Genomic DNA, 15,841 nt, shown 5'->3' on the forward strand with positions numbered 1-15,841 from the left:
TCTATTGGTTGGCGCGCCGGGCAATCCGGTTCAGGAGTCGGGAAGCCGCAAATAAACCGAAGCTGGCGGTCACCGGGCTGGCGGCGCCAAAGCCGGAGGCGCAATCCAGGCGCACCGGACCGTCGGTGGCCGGTTTCTGCAGGCACACTTCCCCGTCTCCGGCAGGATACGTCAGCTGCTCGAGGGAGTATACGGCCTCAATGCCAAAGCGCCGCTTTGGATTCCGGGAAAAGCCATATTCCCGCCGCAGAAGGTTTCGAACCTTGGCCAGCAGTGGGTCCTGGGTTGTTTTGCTGAGGTCTGCCACCTGGATCTGAGTGGGGTCGATCTGTCCGCCTGCGCCGCCTGCACAGACCAGAGGAATTTTCCGGCGCTGGCAGTGGGCAATCAGGGCGGCCTTGGCTTTGACGCTGTCGATGGCGTCGATCACCCCGGTCATGTCTTCGGTGATCAGCTCGCTGACGTTCTTCGTGGTCAGGAAGCCGAAATGCACCCGAATGTCGGCTTCCGGGTTGATCGCCCGCAACCGGTCTGCCATGGCGTCGGTTTTGGTACGGCCGTACTGGCCTTCCAGGGCGTGGAGCTGGCGGTTGGTGTTGGACACACAGACATCGTCCATGTCGATCAGGGTGATGGTACCAACGCCACTTCGGGCCAGGGCTTCAGCGGCCCAGGATCCGACCCCGCCAAGACCGACCACAGCAATATTGGCGTGACGAAAGGCTTCCAGGGCCCGGCGCCCGTAGAGTCGTTCGATGCCACCAAAGCGGAAAGCGTAATCGTCGGCGTTCATGGTGTCCCCGTGCAGGTCCGGTCGCAGACCGGACAGAATCAAAGATCGCAATTGTAACCCAGTGACCGCACAGACAAAAAAGGACCATAAAAAAAGCCACGCAGGGCGTGGCTTTCAAAGTGCCCAGTCCGACGGGGAGCTGGGCGGGACTAGTTCAGAGACACTAATCAACGTGACCATTATCAATGGCCAGTGCATTCACCTGAAGGTCACAAGCTGTCATTGATCGGTCATTTCCGGCCAGGCCTTGGGAGCACTGGCCGGATAGCGGATCACGCTGCCCAGTGGTCGTCCGAGAACGCCATCAGGCTGTCCTTGCCACTCTGAATGTCACCCAGCAGCCAGTCGACTTCCGGAAGCAGCTTTTCAAAGTAAAAGCGGGCAGAGACAACCTTGCTCTCGAGCAGGGGCTTGTTGCCTTCGCCGGCGGCAAGCTGTTCGTTGGCAACGTTGGCCATCCTGGACCAGAGGTAACCGATGACCGTCAGCGCCATCAGGCGCAGATACGGTGTCGCGGCGGCGCCCGCCTGCTCCGGATCTTTCGGTGCGTTGCTGGCCAGCCACATGGTGGCTGTCTCAAGCGCCTTCATGGCGTTTTTCAGCTCTTCACGGTGCGGCGCTTCCGGATTGTCCTTCAGATATCCGCTCAGGGTGCCAAAGAGGGTGCGCACCAACTGCCCGCCTTTAAGGCTCAGCTTGCGGCCCACGAGGTCCATGGCCTGAATGCCGTTGGTGCCCTCGTAGATCCGGGCGATCCGGCCGTCACGAACCAGCTGCTCCAGCGGCCAGTCGGTGGTGAAGCCCGAGCCACCCAGTACCTGCAGCCCGGTGTTGGCGTTGTTGAAGCCTTCGTCTGTCAGGAACGACTTCACCACCGGGGTAAGCAGTTGAACCAGATCGTCCGCGGATTCCCGGACGGTCTCGTCTGGATGGGCGACAGAGAGATCCAGTTGGTGGCCAGCAAACAGGGCCAGAGCACGCATGCCCTCGTTCAGAACTTTCTGGCGCATCAGCATTCGGCGTACATCCGGATGCACGATGATCGGGTCAGCGGGACCATCGGGGTTCTTCGGGCCGCTCAACGAACGGCTCTGCAGGCGCTCACGGGCAAAGCCGAGGCTTTCCTGGTAGGCCATTTCGGCCAGGCCCAGGCCCTGCATGCCAACCATCAGGCGCGCCTCGTTCATCATGGTGAACATGGCCCGCATGCCATCGTTCGGCTCGCCGACAAGCCAGCCTTTGGCGCCCTCGAAGTTCATGACGCAGGTGGCAGAACCCTTGATGCCCATTTTGTGCTCAAGGCCGCCACAGAAGGCCGGGTTTCGCTCCCCGGATTCCGGCAGGAACTTGGGTACCACAAACAGGGAAATGCCCTTGGTGGTATCCGGCGCGCCGGGCAGCTTGGCCAGAACCAGATGCACGATGTTGTCCACCAGATCGTGCTCGCCACCGGTAATCCAGATCTTGGTGCCTTCGAGGGCGTAGCTGCCGTCGTCGTTCGGTGTTGCGCGGGTGCGAATCAGGCCCAGGTCGGTGCCGCACTGGGGCTCGGTCAGGCACATGGTGCCGGTCCACTCACCGGAAATCAGCTTTTCCAGGTAGGTCTTTTTCAGTTCCTCGGATCCGTGGGCATAAAGTGCGCTAATGGCACCGTGAGTCAGGCCGGGGTACATGCCCAGAGACAGGTTGGTGGAGCAGACCATTTCATCCACCACAAACTTCAGGGTGTGTGGCAGGCCCTGGCCGCCGTATTCAAGGGGTGCGTCCAGCGCGGTCCAGCCGCCCTGGACAAACTTCTTGTAGGCGTCCTTGAAACACTCGGGTGTTTTCACAGAGTGGGTTTCAGGATCGTAGGTGCAGCCCTCGCGGTCGCCGGCCTGGTTGGTGGGCTGGATAACCTCAGCAGCCAGTTTGCCAGCCTCATCGATGACCGCGGAAATCAGATCCGGGGTGGCATCGGCGTATTTTTCCAGCTCATGCAGCCGGTCTGCGCCCAATACATCAAACAACAGAAAGCGAAGGTCATTCGCCGGAGCCTGGTATTGCATGGATACTCTCCTAGGTGCGCCGTTTTAACGGGAGCGCTGCAGCATTCGGCAGCGACCCGAAGGTAATTTGAACACTGGTTTCATACGCCCGTTTTAATGCGCTGGTTCACCGTTTTGGCAGTCTGGACGATAGAATTTTCGTATGTCCTCCTGAACCAAGGAGGTATCAAATGAAACAAGTGGTGATAGCCGGGGTTTCCGGCGCAATCGGTGGCGCTTTGGCAAGCCGGTTGCTTGAGCGTGATTCCCAAACCAGGGTGATCGGGTTGTGCCGTGATCCGGAGAACGCGCCGGACGCTTTGCGCAGCGATCAGCGCATCACTTTGCTGCCCTGGGATGCCGAAAGCAGTGCCGCGCCCGGTGCGATTGCCGAGGCACTGGAATCGCTGCTGAACAGGGAGGAGGGGATTGATAGCTTTATTTATGCCGCGGGGCTGCTTCACGGGCCGGATATGTTCCCGGAGAAGCGCCTTGAAGACCTCGATCCGCAGAGTATGGCGCGTGCGTTTGCTGTCAACGCAACCGGTTTCGGATTGCTGACCCAGGCGCTATTGCCATGGCTGCGACATCGGGCATTCAAACGGGTGGTGGCTATTTCCGCCAAGGTTGGTTCGATAACCGACAACGGGTTTGGCGGCTGGTATGCCTATCGTAGTTCAAAAGCGGCGCTGAATATGCTCGTTCGCAACCTGTCCATTGAGTTGCCGCGCCGGTGCAAACCGCTAGCCTGCGTATCCCTGCATCCTGGCACGACCGAATCGGCGTTGAGCGAACCGTTCAGCCAATCTCTCGCCAAGCTCAACGTGCATACTCCAGAGGAGACGGCTACCAACCTTCTGGAGGTGCTCGATGGACTGGGGGAGGACGATAACGGAAAGTTCCTGAGCTGGGATGGTACAGAGCTGCCCTGGTAGTTCGGGCAACCCTGGTGTCGGCTACAAAAAAGGGGCGATTTTCATCGCCCCTTTTTCGTGCCCATCATTCGGCGGAAGGTTACCGAATAAAGGGATTTAGCATCCGCGTAAAGGTACCCGTGAGCTTCACCGGAGCACTCAACACGGAGAGTGTTATACAGTCCTCGCAACCAACCGCTACGGGCTTGTGTTCGTCCTCATCGTTCAGGACCACGAAATCCCACTGGTTAAACACTCCTTTCTGGTCTGCAAACGCACCCTGGAGGACGATGGTCGTTTCCTCCCCGCGATGCGTGTGGGCAGGCGCTTTGCCGCCGGCAGCGAGTTTCTGGAGCACAACCTGTTCTTTCTGACCGGGGAACCGGTCGGTGATGTCCAGGACGCTCACATCACCCAGCTGGCGCTTCCACGGCAAGCTGTTGAGATCTTCACCCAGTAGCTTCTGCAGGGCGCTGACCCTCGGGACAGCCGCTGCCGCAGGCTCAGCTGCCGGCTCGCTATCGATCTTTGAAAGAATGCTGTCGAACATGCTTTCAGAGACAGTCACCTTTGGCTGCTGCTCCATCATCACAGCCCCAAGGCTATCAAGCGTGTCCACACGGCTGCGGCAGTGGGAACACTTGTCCAGGTGGAGCTTGATGCACAGGGCATGGGGCTCGCTCAGGTTACCTGCGCTGTACTCCATCAGGCTCAGGCTGTCGGGATGGTGCCGTGTCATACGTTCTGGTCCTGCAAAATCACTTTCAGTTTATTCAATGCCAGGCGAACCCGGCTTTTCACGGTGCCAAGAGGAATGTCCAACTCGTCCGCAACCATCTGGTGCGACTTGTTTTCCATGTACACCTTGGCAATGACCGTAATCTGTTCTTCCGGCAGATGACTCAGGGATTCCCTGATTCGCCGTTCGGACATGAGGCGGTGTAAAGAAGTGACCGGCTCGTTTTCGTTTTCACCCGGAATCTGCCAAAGGTCTTCTGTCTCTACTGGCATTTCAGCACTGGTACGCTGCATCTTTCTCAGCATATCAATTCGCTGGTTCCGCGCGATGGTGAAAATCCAGGTTGATGCCGCCGCCTTGCGCCAGTCGTAGAGGCATGAGCGTCTCCAGATCGACACGAATACTTCCTGCACGAGCTCTTCCGCATGACTCGCCAGACCATTCGCCATGGCGTAGTACTTGATTTGCGGGCCAAAATGCTCGAACAGCGCGTGGTATGCTTCGCGGTCCTGGTTCTTGCCCACTTTCTGCAGCATTTGGCTCCATTGGTCCTTGCGGCCCTCGGAACTTGCTGGCTTTTGATCCAGTGTGGTCACCGGACGCTCCTTGACAGTCGCATGATTTGAGCTTGTTCTGGTCATCATTCTATGCACTCGTCCCGGGTTTGTCAGTGTCTAGGTTTACGGATCGGTGAATCAGGTGGATCAGCCTGTGTGGAAAAAAACACAGAAAGCTGGCACCAGCGACGGTTTTTGATCGTCTCGCAGGTGATTGCCGGAATCGGCAGAGCGGTCTAGTCTGAGCAATAAATCGACTCCGGACGACAAACACCTCCATGAATGCTCCCGGCTTTACCGGAAACCTGCCCGTTATCCGGGCGCACTATGCGGATATCCTCTGCCAGTTGGCGGAGGACCGTGGCCTGCAGCGGTCCCGGCTATTGTCGGCTTCCGGTATTCGCCCATCCATGCTTGGTCATCCGGACAATTTCATTACTGTCGAGCAGTTCAGTGCCCTGTGTCGCGAAACGCTTGTCCAGAGTGGTGATCCAGCCCTCGGACTTGAGTTTGGAAAGCGGCTGAAGTTTACGACCCACGGCTCGCTGGCCCAGGCAGCCATTAGTTGCGATACCCTTGAGCAGGCGCTTACGGTACTGATCAAATATTTCCAGATCCGCTTTGTCTACATGAGCCTTTCGTTCTTCGTGGAGGAACATGAGGCCGTGATCCAGCTGGACCTGGCGCACAGCATTGAGGACCTGTACCGGTTCAATGTTGATGTGGTGATGGCGTCACTGATGGATGTGAATCTCCTGCTTTTTGGCCATCGGCTGCTGGATGGCGGGCGATGCCTGCTGGATTTTCCTGAGCCTGAGGATCTCTCGGCCTATAGACAGCTGTTTGGAAGCCAGATTGCGTTTGGCAGTGGCGTGAACCAGCTGCGGTTCAAACGGGTTTTTCTCGACTCCCCCATGTCACTGTCGAATCCGGTGACCCGTCGGATTGCCGAAGCCCAGTGTCAGGAGGAAATGCGATTCATCGAGGGTTCCACGTCGGTTTCGGACCGGGTGGTGCGCCTGCTCGAGACGGGGCGAAGCCAGCGGTTACCGGCCCTGGAGGATGTGGCGGAACACCTGAAAATGTCCACCAGGACGCTGCGCAGGCAGTTGGCCTCCGAAGGGGTGCGATTCCAGCAACTGCAGGATTCCATTCGCCACCGCCGAGCCCTTGAACTGCTGCGCCGCAATGAGCTGAGCATTGATGAGATAGCCGACGCTCTGGGCTACAGTGACCCCTCCAACTTTGGCCGTGCCTTCCGCAAGTGGGAAGGCGTTTCTCCCAGTGCCTGGCGTCGGGAGCATCAGAAACTCTGACGAGAACTATTCCTCGAGGTAGGTATAACCATCCAGGCCGGCGGCCAGCTCTGCCATAAGCGCGGCCTGGGTTTCCGCTGCCAGGGCGGAGGCGGCAAACTTGCCCCTGTAGGCCTCCATCAGGGCCTCGGGTTCAAAGTTCACATAGCGCAACACCTTGGCGACGGTGTCCCCGGTGATGGGGGCGCTGATCTCGTAACCGCCTTCTGGCGTCAGGCGGACATCCACGGAATGGGTGTCGCCGAACAGGTTGTGCATATCGCCCAGAATTTCCTGATACGCGCCGGTCATGAAAAAGCCCATCAGCAAAGGCTCGCCCGACCGTTCTTCGGGTAAGGGCAGGGTTGTCTCGGTGCCCTGGCCATCGACGTAGCGGTCGATACGCCCGTCCGAATCGCAGGTAATGTCCTGGATAACTGCCCGCCGGTTCAGGGGGCGATCCAGGCCGTTGATCGGCATAACCGGGAAGATCTGATCAATGCCCCAGACATCGGGCAGTGACTGGAACAGGGAAAAATTAACGAAGAGTTTTTCCGCCAGTTTCTCATTGAGTTCGTCGATAATTTCCCGGTGAGCCCGGTTGCTGCTGTCCAGCTGATCCCGGAGCAGTCGGCAGCAGCGGGTGTACAGGGTTTCAGCATCCGCCCGCTCCTGGAGCGACAGAACGCCGTGGGCGAACTGGGCGTGAACATCGGCCATGGCGTGGAGTACGTCATGGTAGATCTCAGCCAGTGAGCGGGGGGTGTTTGTGTCCTGCAGGCTTTCAAGGTCGCGCCAGAGATCGTGCAGCGGCGCAGAGGCGGTGGCCCCCGGTTGTTGCGGTGTCCGGTTTTCCGGTGCTTCGTGGTCGATCACGTTGGTCACAAGCACGGAGTGATGCGCGGTCAGGGCTCTGCCGGATTCGCTGATCAGATCCGGGTGAGGCGTACCGTGGCGATCACACTCTGCCTGCAAAACATGCACGACATTGTAGGCATATTCGTAAACGCTGTAGTTCATGGAGCAGCTACTGCGTGAGCGAGTGCCCTCGTAATCCACGCCCAGGCCACCGCCGATGTCCACCGTGCCAATTGGGGCCCCCATCTGGCGCAACTCGCTGTAGAAGCGTGCACATTCCCGGAGACCGGTCTGGATGTCACGGATGTTGGCAATCTGGGAGCCAAGATGGAAGTGCAAAAGTTGCAGGGTGTCCAGGGCGCCCGCCTCGCGCAGGGTGTCGACGACATCCAGGACCTGGCTGGCAGACAGTCCGAATTTCGACTTTTCACCGCCTGTGTTCTGCCAGTTGCCTTTGCCGATGGTGGCCAGCCGGGCCCGAACTCCGATCAGCGGTGAAACGCCCAGGCTTTTTGCCTCTTCCAGGATGAGTGGCAGTTCCGATTTCTTCTCGACCACGATGAACACCCGGTGGCCGAGAGTCTGCCCAATCAGGGCAAGACGGATGTACTCCCGGTCCTTGTAACCATTGCAGACAATCACCGATCCGGGTTGCTGGGACATTGCCAGCACCGCCATCAGCTCTGGCTTGCTGCCTGCTTCAAGCCCGATCTGGCCGTTGGAGGCGGCGGGCTCGGCAGCCAGCAGCTCTTCGACTACGCGGCGCTGCTGGTTGACCTTGATGGGGTAAACCGCCGTGTAGCCGCCCTGGTAGGCGTGCTCCTCTGCAACCTTGTTGAAGGCATTGCAGAGTTTGTTAACGCGGTCGTGCAGGATGTCAACGAAGCGCACAAGTACCGGCAACTGGACCCCGGACTCGGTCAGCGTCCGGGTCAGTTCTGGCAGGTTGATGCGGGCCGGGCTGTGGCCACGATCCGGGCGGATGAGCACCTGGCCCTGATCATTGACACCGATGTAGCCATCGCTCCAGTGGGCAATGTTGTAAACCTTGTGGGCCGGGGTGGCGCTGGCTTCGCTCATGCTTGCTATCCTGTCAGGAAACACTGGCCGCCATTGTATGGATTCCCATCCCCGGCTAAAAGCATCGGCTGCGGAAAATACATGGTGTTTCACCGCGATTATCGCTTTAGCTCACGGTGGGGCATCCCTACAATACGCCCTTTCAATTCAGCCCATGGCCCACAGCGGGAGGCAAGACATGACAGCACTCAATGACGGCTGGTTTACCGAGGTATTCCAGGATCAGGGAACCGCGTTCTCCCTGCAGGTGAAAAAGAAGCTCCATGAGGAACAGACGCCGTTCCAGAAACTGGAAATCTACGAGACCGAGACCTTTGGCAACCTGATGGTTCTGGATGGCTGCGTGATGCTGACCACCCGCGATAACTTCCTGTACCACGAGATGATGACGCACCCGGCCCTGTTTACCCACCGCGATCCGAAAAAGGTGGTGATTGTTGGCGGCGGAGACTGTGGCACCCTGAAAGAGGTGCTCAAGCATCCGGGCATCGAGGAAGCCTGGCAGGTGGAAATTGATGAACGGGTAACCCGCGTGTCTGAAGAGTATTTTCCGGAATTGTGCGAGGCCAACAGCGACCCGCGCGCCAATTTCTTCTTTGGCGACGGGATCCAGTGGATGCGGGATATTGAGCCGAACAGCGTTGACCTCATCATTATCGACAGCACCGATCCGGTAGGCCCCGCTGAAGGCCTGTTTGCCCTGGATTTTTATCGGGATGCCATGCTGGCGCTGCGCGAGGGCGGGATTATTGTTCAGCAGAGCGAATCACCGCTGCTCCACACCCATAGCATTATCAAAGGTATTCACGAGGATATGCGCCAGGCGGGGTTTGAGCATGTACAGACCTTGCCATTTCCGCAGCCGGTTTATCCGACGGGCTGGTGGAGTTGCACCATGGCGAGCAAGGAGAATCCGATCAAGTATTTCCGAGAGGAAGATGCCAACAATCGCCCGTTCGTAACCCGCTACTACAATGCCGGTGTTCATCGGGGTGCGCTGGCAATGCCTCAGTTCATGGTCGACGCGCTTGAGGATGAGGTGAGACCGACAGAAGGCTAGGCAAGATCGGACATACAAAAAAAGGGGCGCCAACTGGCGCCCCTTTTTACTTGCACTGTCAGCGATTACTGCTTGCCGCTGACGAACTCCGGATAGGCTTCCATACCACACTCGGACAGATCCACACCTTCGTACTCTTCTTCTTCCGAGACCCTGATGCCCATGACGGCTTTCAGGATGCCCCAGACGATCAGGCTGGTGACGAATACCCAGATGAAGATGGTGAGCATGCCGACCAGCTGGCCCATGAAGGTAGCGTCTGCGTCGGACAGGAGGACCGCAAAGATACCCCAGATACCGACCACACCGTGAACAGAGATGGCACCGACCGGGTCGTCAATGCGCAGCTTGTCCATGGTTACGATGGAGAACACAACCAGGGTGCCACCGATGGCACCGATGATGGTGGCCAGCAGGGGAGACGGATCCGCCGGTTCTGCAGTGATCGCAACCAGGCCAGCCAGAGCGCCGTTCAGGGCCATGGTCAGGTCAGCCTTGCCGAACATCAGGCGTGCCACGATCAGGGCAGCGATCAGACCGCCGGCTGCAGCCGCGTTGGTGTTCAGGAACACGTTGGCCACTTCGTTGGCGACACCGATGCCACCCAGCTTCAGGGTTGAGCCACCGTTAAAGCCGAACCAGCCCATCCACAGGATGAAGGTACCAAGCGTTGCCAGGGGCAGGTTGGCACCCGGGAAGGCGCGGATTTCACCTTTGGCGCCGTATTTACCCTTACGGGCACCGAGCAGGATCACACCCGCCAGGGCTGCTGCTGCACCGGCCATGTGAACGATACCGGAACCGGCGTAGTCGCTGTAGCTCAGCTCGTACATGCCGAATACCGCGTCGCCGTTCCAGGTCCAGGAACCCTGCATCGGGTAGATGAAACCACACATAACAACGGCGAAGCCCAGGAAGGCCCAGAGTTTCATACGCTCAGCCACAGCACCGGAGACGATGGACATGGCGGTTGCAACGAAGACAACCTGGAAGAAGAAGTCAGAAGCGCCGCTGTATTCGCCCATGTCGCCGAAGCCGGCTTCAGTGGAGGCTGCAATAACGCCCGCAATCGCTGCGTCGTCCATCTCGGCAACAGTTGTTACACCGCTCAGGAAGATACCGCCGTCGTACATGATGTCGTAGCCGACAATCAGGTACATGGTACAGGCGACCGCAAACAGGGCCACGTTCTTGGTCAGGATTTCGGTGGTGTTCTTGGCACGCACCAGGCCGGCTTCCAGCATGGCAAAGCCAGCGGCCATCCACATGACCAGAGCACCGCAAATCAGGAAGTAAAAGGTATCCAGCGCATACTGGAGTTCAAAAATGTGATTAAGATTGCTTTCCATATGAAGCCCTCCGCACGAGGCTTTTCAGGTTATAAAATTTTTTTGCGTTGGCTGATCGAAAAATCAGAGCTGGTTCAGACCGCTTCTTCGCCGGTTTCGCCAGTCCGGATCCGGATGGCTTGAGCCAGTTCAGTCACGAAGATCTTGCCGTCACCGATTTTGCCGGTGTTGGCCGCCTTGGTGATGGACTCGATAACCTGGTCCAGAAGGTTGTCGCCGATAGCAACTTCCACCTTCACCTTGGGCAGGAAATCCACCACGTATTCCGCGCCACGATAGAGTTCTGTGTGGCCTTTTTGCCGACCGAAGCCTTTGACTTCAGTGACGGTTACGCCTTGTACGCCAATCTCGGATAGTGCCTCACGGACATCATCCAATTTGAAAGGCTTGATGATCGCTGTCACAAGTTTCATTGCTTTCTCCTTGGTAAAGCCGTCTCAACAGTGAGGGCCCGTCGGCCGGTTGTTGAGTTCGGGATGCTGCCACCTCGCACACCAATTGTGCGGATTGCGTACGAGAGCTTTAGCATCGTGTATGCCAACGCAAAAAAATATTTAAAAAACAAAAGGCTACGATATCCGCGTACCAGAATGGCGCAAACTTGTGCACCAAAATAGAGCGGGTAGCCGGCCAGTGAGCCAATTTGGAGCGGGCTCCCTGGCCCTTCGCCACTTATTATAGGGTCGACCACCTACAGTATGGCAGGGGCTGCGGTGTGATACACTCCCGCTAACCGGCAACCGGCCCTGTCTTTTAGTCGAAGCCGGATATTTCAGGAATTTGTGAGGTGACGTGTGAAAGGTCCACAGGATATTTTTTCCCAGCTGCAGGGCCAGTTCGGCCAGTTTGTTCCCGACATGGCCCGCGCTGCACGGGAAGATTTTGAAACCCAGGCCCGGGCCACCGTGATGGCTGTTCTGTCTCGCCTGGAGTTGGTAACCCGGGAGGAGTTTGACGCCCAGCAGGCAGTCCTGCTGAAGACCCGTGAAAAGGTCGACGCGCTTGAGAAGCGGGTGGCCGAGCTGGAAAATTCCCTGCAGAAACAATAAATCCCGGACGCGCCCGGCAGGATGCCGGGCAAGCAGTTCCGGTTATTACCATGGATGGTTGTCATGCTTGCTATTGTTCATTCCCGCGCCGCCATTGGCGTGTCTGCGCCTGCCGTTACCGTTGAAGTCCATCTCTCGGGTGGCTTGCCCGCGCTCTCGATCGTGGGGTTGCCGGAAACCGGTGTAAGGGAGAGCAAGGAGCGCGTCCGAAGCGCGCTTCTTAACGCCGGTTTCGAATTTCCCGCCCGAAGAATTACCATCAATCTCGCCCCCGCTGATCTGCCAAAAGAGGGTGGCCGGTTCGATCTGCCCATCGCTCTGGGCATTCTGGCGGCGTCTGGTCAGATCCCTGTCGACAGCCTTTCCGACTGCGAATTCGTTGGCGAATTGTCCCTTGATGGTGCACTGCGCCCTCTGAAAGGTGTTCTGCCGGCCGTGTTGGCCGCCCGGGAGGATGGTCGGGCCTTGCTGGTCCCCCATGCCAACTCCGAGGAAGCGGCACTGGCAAGCCAGGGTGACCTTCTGGCCGCCGGCCACCTGCTGACCGTGTGCGAATATCTGAGTGGTCGTGCCCGTCTTGTGCCGGTGCCCAGCTCTCCCCTGGACGAAGCCCCGGGCGGCAACCGTGAGGTGCCCGATCTGTCGGATGTCCGCGGCCAGCAGGTCCCGCGACGCACGCTGGAGGTGGCGGCAGCGGGTGGGCACAATCTTCTGTTTTTCGGCCCCCCGGGAACCGGCAAGAGCATGCTTGCCAGTCGCTTGCCCGGAATCCTGCCCGGGCTGGATGATGCTGCGGCTATGGAAGTGGCGAGCGTGCATTCGGTGGCGGGTTTGCCGGTTCGGGCCGGGGGCTGGCGTCAGCCGCCTTTCAGATCGCCTCATCATACCGCCTCAGCGGTTGCGCTGGTCGGTGGTGGCAGCAGCCCGAGGCCGGGGGAAATCTCCCTGGCGCACCGGGGCGTACTGTTTCTCGACGAGTTGCCAGAGTTTGAGCGCCGGGTGCTGGAAGTGCTCCGGGAGCCGATGGAAACCGGGGAGATTTCGATCAGCCGGGCGGCGCGTCAGGTCAATTTTCCCGCGCGCTTTCAGGTTGTTGGCGCGATGAACCCGTGCCCCTGCGGTTACAGCGGTCATCCTAGCATCGAGTGTCAGTGTACGCCGCAACAGGTTACCCGCTACCGGTCGAAGATCTCCGGGCCTTTGCTCGACAGGTTTGATCTGCACGTTGAGGTGCCGGTACAGGGCGGCGACGTGCTGATGCGCCAGGGTGGGGACGGCGAGGACAGTGCCACAGTCCGGGAGCGTGTTCGGGCTGCCAGAGCCCGACAGTCAGAGCGGGGTTGCCTGAACGCCGCGCTGTCCGGTCGGGAATTACAGGCTGCATGCCGACTGGACGCACAGGGTGAGCAGCTGCTTACCGGGGCCATGGAGAAGCTGGGGCTTTCGGCCCGGGCGTTGCATCGCATCCTTCGGGTGGCCCGGACGCTGGCGGATCTGCAAGGCTGCGAGGAACTGCGGCAAAGCCATCTGGTTGAAGCGCTGGGCTACCGGCAGCTGGACCGACAGCAGGGCCGTAACTCAGTGGTCTCCGCCTGAGCCGGGACACTCTGGTAAACTAGTGGCAAATCCCGTTAAACATGACCCGCTGCCTGCGGTTAAGGATTGCAGATGACAGACCAGAAAGAACCGCAAGATCCCAAAGAGGCCGCCGATTCGCCGGTCACCACCCGTCGCGGTGTGCGCAGCTTTGTTTTGCGCCAGGGCCGGATGACGGAAGGCCAGAAAAAGGCGTTCGAGCGGAGCTGGCCGAAGTACGGGCTGACCCGTGAGGACGGAATGATTGATCCCAGGGAAGTGTTCGGCCGCGACAACATGCTGAACCTGGAAATCGGTTTTGGTATGGGGCGGTCCCTGGCCGACATGGCTGAGGCCGCTCCCGAACAGGATTTTATCGGGGTTGAAGTTCATCAGCCCGGTGTTGGCGCGTTGCTCAAGGAGATCGAGGACCGTGGCCTGGAAAACGTCCGGATTTACAGTATTGATGCCAACGATGTGATTGATCTCTGCCTTCCGGATGCGTGCCTGGATCGCGTGATGGTGTTCTTCCCCGATCCCTGGCACAAGAAAAAGCACCACAAGCGCCGGCTGATCCAGCACGAGTTTGTCCAGCGGGTTCGTCACAAGTTGAGGGTAGGCGGCATTCTGCACCTGGCGACCGACTGGGAGAATTATGCCGAGCATATGCTCGAGGTGATGAGCGAGTCCGAGGGCTTTGCCAACACCCAGGAGACCGGTGGCTATTCACCGCGCCCTGACGACCGTCCAATCACCAAGTTTGAGAAGCGGGGCGAAACTCTCGGTCACGGTGTCTGGGACCTGTTGTTCTATCGCACCAATTAAGAGGCATGGATCGGGGGTCAGTGATGCGCGAGCGGGTGGCGCCGTGACGCCCGGATGATGACCAGCCCGGCGATGCCGAGCGTGAGCGCCGTAAATTTGATGAGTGCGCATAGGGTTGCGGACAGGCTCATCTCATCGGTGGGCGGGTTGAAATTGTTCAGCAACAGAATGTTCTCTGCACCGTCGCTCAGGCCGGCAGTTGCGAACAGCGCCCGTACCCAACGGGCTCCCACCCGCTCGCGAATGCCGGGGCGATCACGGGTAAAGTGCCGGGTAAGATGAATCAGGGCCAGCATGTAGGCAGGAATGAACAGGAAGTCCAGCCACAGCGAAATCTTCGCCCAGGCAACCCCTTCGCTTCCCCAGCTGCGAAAAATGGCGTGGGCCTGATCGGCAGTCCCGGCCAGCTGATAGCTCACGATACCCTGGGGTGCTGATGCCGTCTGCAGAGGCTGGTTGACCATAAGCAGAGCGAACAGCAGCACGGCAGCCACGACCAGGCTGGCTTTCAGGCTTTTGGGAAATGCTGCCACTCCGTGTGCAGGGTCCATTACAGAAAACGCTCCAACAGGCTGTTAAGGTATCTCTGGCCCAGGTCGGTTGCCTGGAGTCGATCGCTTACCAGCAGCTTTTCATTCCGCAGTCGTTCAAGTTTTACTCCAACTGTTGTCAGGGGTAAACCCGTTCGTTCAGAAAAAAGGCTTTCATCCACTCCTTCTTTCAGTCTGAGGGCGTTCATCAGGAATTCCAGCGGCAGATCGTCCACGGCAATCGCATCAGAACCGGCCGTTCGGCTGCCGATCCGGTTCAGGTAAGCGTCCGGCTGCCGGGTCTTCCAGTATCGCCTGATACTCCCGTCCACCAGGCTGATCTTGCCATGGGCCCCGGCCCCGAGGGCCAGGTAGTCCCCGAACGTCCAGTAGTTCAGATTGTGACGGGAGGCCCTTCCCTGGAGGCTCCAGGCCGAGACTTCGTAATCCTCGTAGCCGTGTTGATGCAGGTAATCGGAACCCCGACGATAGATGTCCCAGAGATGATCGTCGTCGGGCAGTTCTGGCGGACGGCTGTAAAACTCGGTATTGGGCTCGAGGGTCAGCTGGTACCAGGAGAGATGCGGTGGTTTGTAGTCCAGGGCAGTCTGGATGTCCTCAATTGCCTGCCCGGGCGTCTGGCCCGGCAGACCGTGCATCAGATCGATATTGAAGTTATCGAACCCGGCGCGGCGAGCGGCGCGTATGGCCCGGTGGGCGGCATCGGCATCGTGAATGCGCCCCAGCGTTTTGAGATGGTCGGGATTGAAACTCTGGACCCCGATGGACAGACGGTTGATGCCCGCTGCCCGGAACGCGTCGAACCGGCCGGCTTCGAGCGTGCCGGGGTTGGCTTCCAGGGTAATTTCGGCATTTGTGGCGAAGGCAAGGCGTGCCCGCAGTTCCCTGAACAGGCGATCGTAGAAGTCGCCGCTCATCAGGGACGGAGTGCCGCCTCCGATGAACACGGTCTCTATTGGTCGATCGGTGGCAAAGGCCAGGTCCTGGTCGAGATCTTCGAGCAGAGCCTGCAGATAGGCGGATTCCGGGATTGTCCCGGTGAAAGCGTGGGAGTTGAAGTCACAGTAGGGGCACTTCCGCACGCACCAGGGTACGTGAATATAGAGGCTCAACGGCGGCCTAACCGCCGCTGGCTGCTGATCGTCCCCGGGGCTGGTATTACTCAACTG

General features: G+C 59.0%; 15 protein-coding genes. 6 read left to right on the forward strand and 9 right to left on the reverse strand.

Annotation, left to right across the window (positions count from 1 at the left end):
- Position 1: 1 nt before the first annotated feature.
- Both tcdA and HP15_RS01280 read right to left on the reverse strand, forming a co-directional pair.
- A complete protein-coding gene (gene tcdA / locus HP15_RS01275) occupies positions 2-793 on the reverse strand; it encodes a tRNA cyclic N6-threonylcarbamoyladenosine(37) synthase TcdA (RefSeq protein ID WP_169702126.1) in 792 nt (263 codons plus the stop codon).
- Positions 794-1,065: 272 nt separating this feature from the next.
- Entirely contained in the window at positions 1,066-2,841 is a 1,776-nt protein-coding gene (locus HP15_RS01280; protein WP_014575872.1) for an acyl-CoA dehydrogenase C-terminal domain-containing protein, read from the reverse strand.
- 170 nt (positions 2,842-3,011) lie between these two features.
- Between HP15_RS01280 and HP15_RS01285 the strand changes: the two genes are divergently transcribed.
- On the forward strand, positions 3,012-3,755 hold the full coding sequence (locus tag HP15_RS01285; protein WP_014575873.1) for an SDR family oxidoreductase: 744 nt from the start codon (positions 3,012-3,014) through the stop codon (positions 3,753-3,755).
- A 79-nt stretch (positions 3,756-3,834) separates the two neighbouring features.
- On the opposite strand, the gene HP15_RS01290 is transcribed toward HP15_RS01285, so the two are convergent.
- Together HP15_RS01290 and HP15_RS01295 are read right to left on the reverse strand one after the other, a co-directional pair.
- Positions 3,835-4,473 carry a ChrR family anti-sigma-E factor gene (locus HP15_RS01290; protein WP_014575874.1) on the reverse strand — a complete coding sequence of 213 codons (639 nt, stop codon included), beginning with the start codon at positions 4,471-4,473 and terminating at the stop codon, positions 3,835-3,837.
- The gene (locus HP15_RS01295) at positions 4,470-5,069 is read right to left on the reverse strand and encodes a sigma-70 family RNA polymerase sigma factor (RefSeq protein WP_039881993.1); all 600 of its coding nucleotides are present in this window, start codon (positions 5,067-5,069) and stop codon (positions 4,470-4,472) included. Before HP15_RS01295 ends, HP15_RS01290 begins: the two co-directional genes overlap by 4 nt.
- Before the next feature lie 239 nt (positions 5,070-5,308).
- Between HP15_RS01295 and HP15_RS01300 the strand changes: the two genes are divergently transcribed.
- Complete coding sequence (locus tag HP15_RS01300; RefSeq protein WP_014575876.1) at positions 5,309-6,346, forward strand: AraC family transcriptional regulator; 1,038 nt, start codon at positions 5,309-5,311, stop codon at positions 6,344-6,346.
- 6 nt (positions 6,347-6,352) lie between these two features.
- Here the strand turns inward: HP15_RS01300 and speA are convergent, their stop codons facing one another.
- The gene (speA, locus tag HP15_RS01305) at positions 6,353-8,263 is read right to left on the reverse strand and encodes a biosynthetic arginine decarboxylase (RefSeq protein ID WP_014575877.1); all 1,911 of its coding nucleotides are present in this window, start codon (positions 8,261-8,263) and stop codon (positions 6,353-6,355) included.
- A 178-nt stretch (positions 8,264-8,441) separates the two neighbouring features.
- Between speA and speE the strand changes: the two genes are divergently transcribed.
- Positions 8,442-9,323 carry a polyamine aminopropyltransferase gene (gene speE / locus HP15_RS01310; protein ID WP_014575878.1) on the forward strand — a complete coding sequence of 294 codons (882 nt, stop codon included), beginning with the start codon at positions 8,442-8,444 and terminating at the stop codon, positions 9,321-9,323.
- Between the two features lie 65 nt (positions 9,324-9,388).
- Here speE and HP15_RS01315 read toward each other — a convergent pair whose 3' ends face one another.
- Both HP15_RS01315 and glnK read right to left on the reverse strand, forming a co-directional pair.
- Entirely contained in the window at positions 9,389-10,672 is a 1,284-nt protein-coding gene (locus HP15_RS01315; protein ID WP_014575879.1) for an ammonium transporter, read from the reverse strand.
- 74 nt (positions 10,673-10,746) lie between these two features.
- Complete coding sequence (gene glnK / locus HP15_RS01320; RefSeq protein ID WP_008173268.1) at positions 10,747-11,085, reverse strand: P-II family nitrogen regulator; 339 nt, start codon at positions 11,083-11,085, stop codon at positions 10,747-10,749.
- A gap of 381 nt (positions 11,086-11,466) precedes the next feature.
- Between glnK and HP15_RS01325 the strand changes: the two genes are divergently transcribed.
- From HP15_RS01325 to trmB, 3 genes are all read left to right on the forward strand, one after another.
- Entirely contained in the window at positions 11,467-11,721 is a 255-nt protein-coding gene (locus tag HP15_RS01325) for an accessory factor UbiK family protein (protein ID WP_014575880.1), read from the forward strand.
- A 63-nt stretch (positions 11,722-11,784) separates the two neighbouring features.
- Complete coding sequence (locus tag HP15_RS01330; RefSeq protein WP_041646072.1) at positions 11,785-13,317, forward strand: YifB family Mg chelatase-like AAA ATPase; 1,533 nt, start codon at positions 11,785-11,787, stop codon at positions 13,315-13,317.
- A gap of 72 nt (positions 13,318-13,389) precedes the next feature.
- The gene (gene trmB, locus HP15_RS01335) at positions 13,390-14,121 is read left to right on the forward strand and encodes a tRNA (guanosine(46)-N7)-methyltransferase TrmB (protein ID WP_014575882.1); all 732 of its coding nucleotides are present in this window, start codon (positions 13,390-13,392) and stop codon (positions 14,119-14,121) included.
- A 17-nt stretch (positions 14,122-14,138) separates the two neighbouring features.
- Here the strand turns inward: trmB and HP15_RS01340 are convergent, their stop codons facing one another.
- Together HP15_RS01340 and hemW are read right to left on the reverse strand one after the other, a co-directional pair.
- On the reverse strand, positions 14,139-14,672 hold the full coding sequence (locus HP15_RS01340; protein WP_049784448.1) for a hypothetical protein: 534 nt from the start codon (positions 14,670-14,672) through the stop codon (positions 14,139-14,141).
- The gene (gene hemW, locus HP15_RS01345; protein WP_041644901.1) at positions 14,672-15,838 is read right to left on the reverse strand and encodes a radical SAM family heme chaperone HemW; all 1,167 of its coding nucleotides are present in this window, start codon (positions 15,836-15,838) and stop codon (positions 14,672-14,674) included. The genes HP15_RS01340 and hemW overlap by 1 nt, the downstream gene beginning before the upstream one ends.
- Positions 15,839-15,841 lie beyond the last annotated feature (3 nt).

This window comes from Marinobacter adhaerens HP15 (genome assembly GCF_000166295.1).
Lineage (GTDB): Bacteria > Pseudomonadota > Gammaproteobacteria > Pseudomonadales > Oleiphilaceae > Marinobacter > Marinobacter adhaerens.

Coding starts and splice junctions, on each gene's coding strand:
- tcdA (WP_169702126.1), bottom strand. CDS start 793: ATGAACGCCGACGATTACGCTTTCCGCTTTGGTGGCATCGAACGACTC.
- HP15_RS01280 (WP_014575872.1), bottom strand. CDS start 2,841: ATGCAATACCAGGCTCCGGCGAATGACCTTCGCTTTCTGTTGTTTGAT.
- HP15_RS01285 (WP_014575873.1), top strand. CDS start 3,012: ATGAAACAAGTGGTGATAGCCGGGGTTTCCGGCGCAATCGGTGGCGCT.
- HP15_RS01290 (WP_014575874.1), bottom strand. CDS start 4,473: ATGACACGGCACCATCCCGACAGCCTGAGCCTGATGGAGTACAGCGCA.
- HP15_RS01300 (WP_014575876.1), top strand. CDS start 5,309: ATGAATGCTCCCGGCTTTACCGGAAACCTGCCCGTTATCCGGGCGCAC.
- speA (WP_014575877.1), bottom strand. CDS start 8,263: ATGAGCGAAGCCAGCGCCACCCCGGCCCACAAGGTTTACAACATTGCC.
- speE (WP_014575878.1), top strand. CDS start 8,442: ATGACAGCACTCAATGACGGCTGGTTTACCGAGGTATTCCAGGATCAG.
- HP15_RS01315 (WP_014575879.1), bottom strand. CDS start 10,672: ATGGAAAGCAATCTTAATCACATTTTTGAACTCCAGTATGCGCTGGAT.
- glnK (WP_008173268.1), bottom strand. CDS start 11,085: ATGAAACTTGTGACAGCGATCATCAAGCCTTTCAAATTGGATGATGTC.
- HP15_RS01330 (WP_041646072.1), top strand. CDS start 11,785: ATGCTTGCTATTGTTCATTCCCGCGCCGCCATTGGCGTGTCTGCGCCT.
- trmB (WP_014575882.1), top strand. CDS start 13,390: ATGACAGACCAGAAAGAACCGCAAGATCCCAAAGAGGCCGCCGATTCG.
- HP15_RS01340 (WP_049784448.1), bottom strand. CDS start 14,672: ATGGACCCTGCACACGGAGTGGCAGCATTTCCCAAAAGCCTGAAAGCC.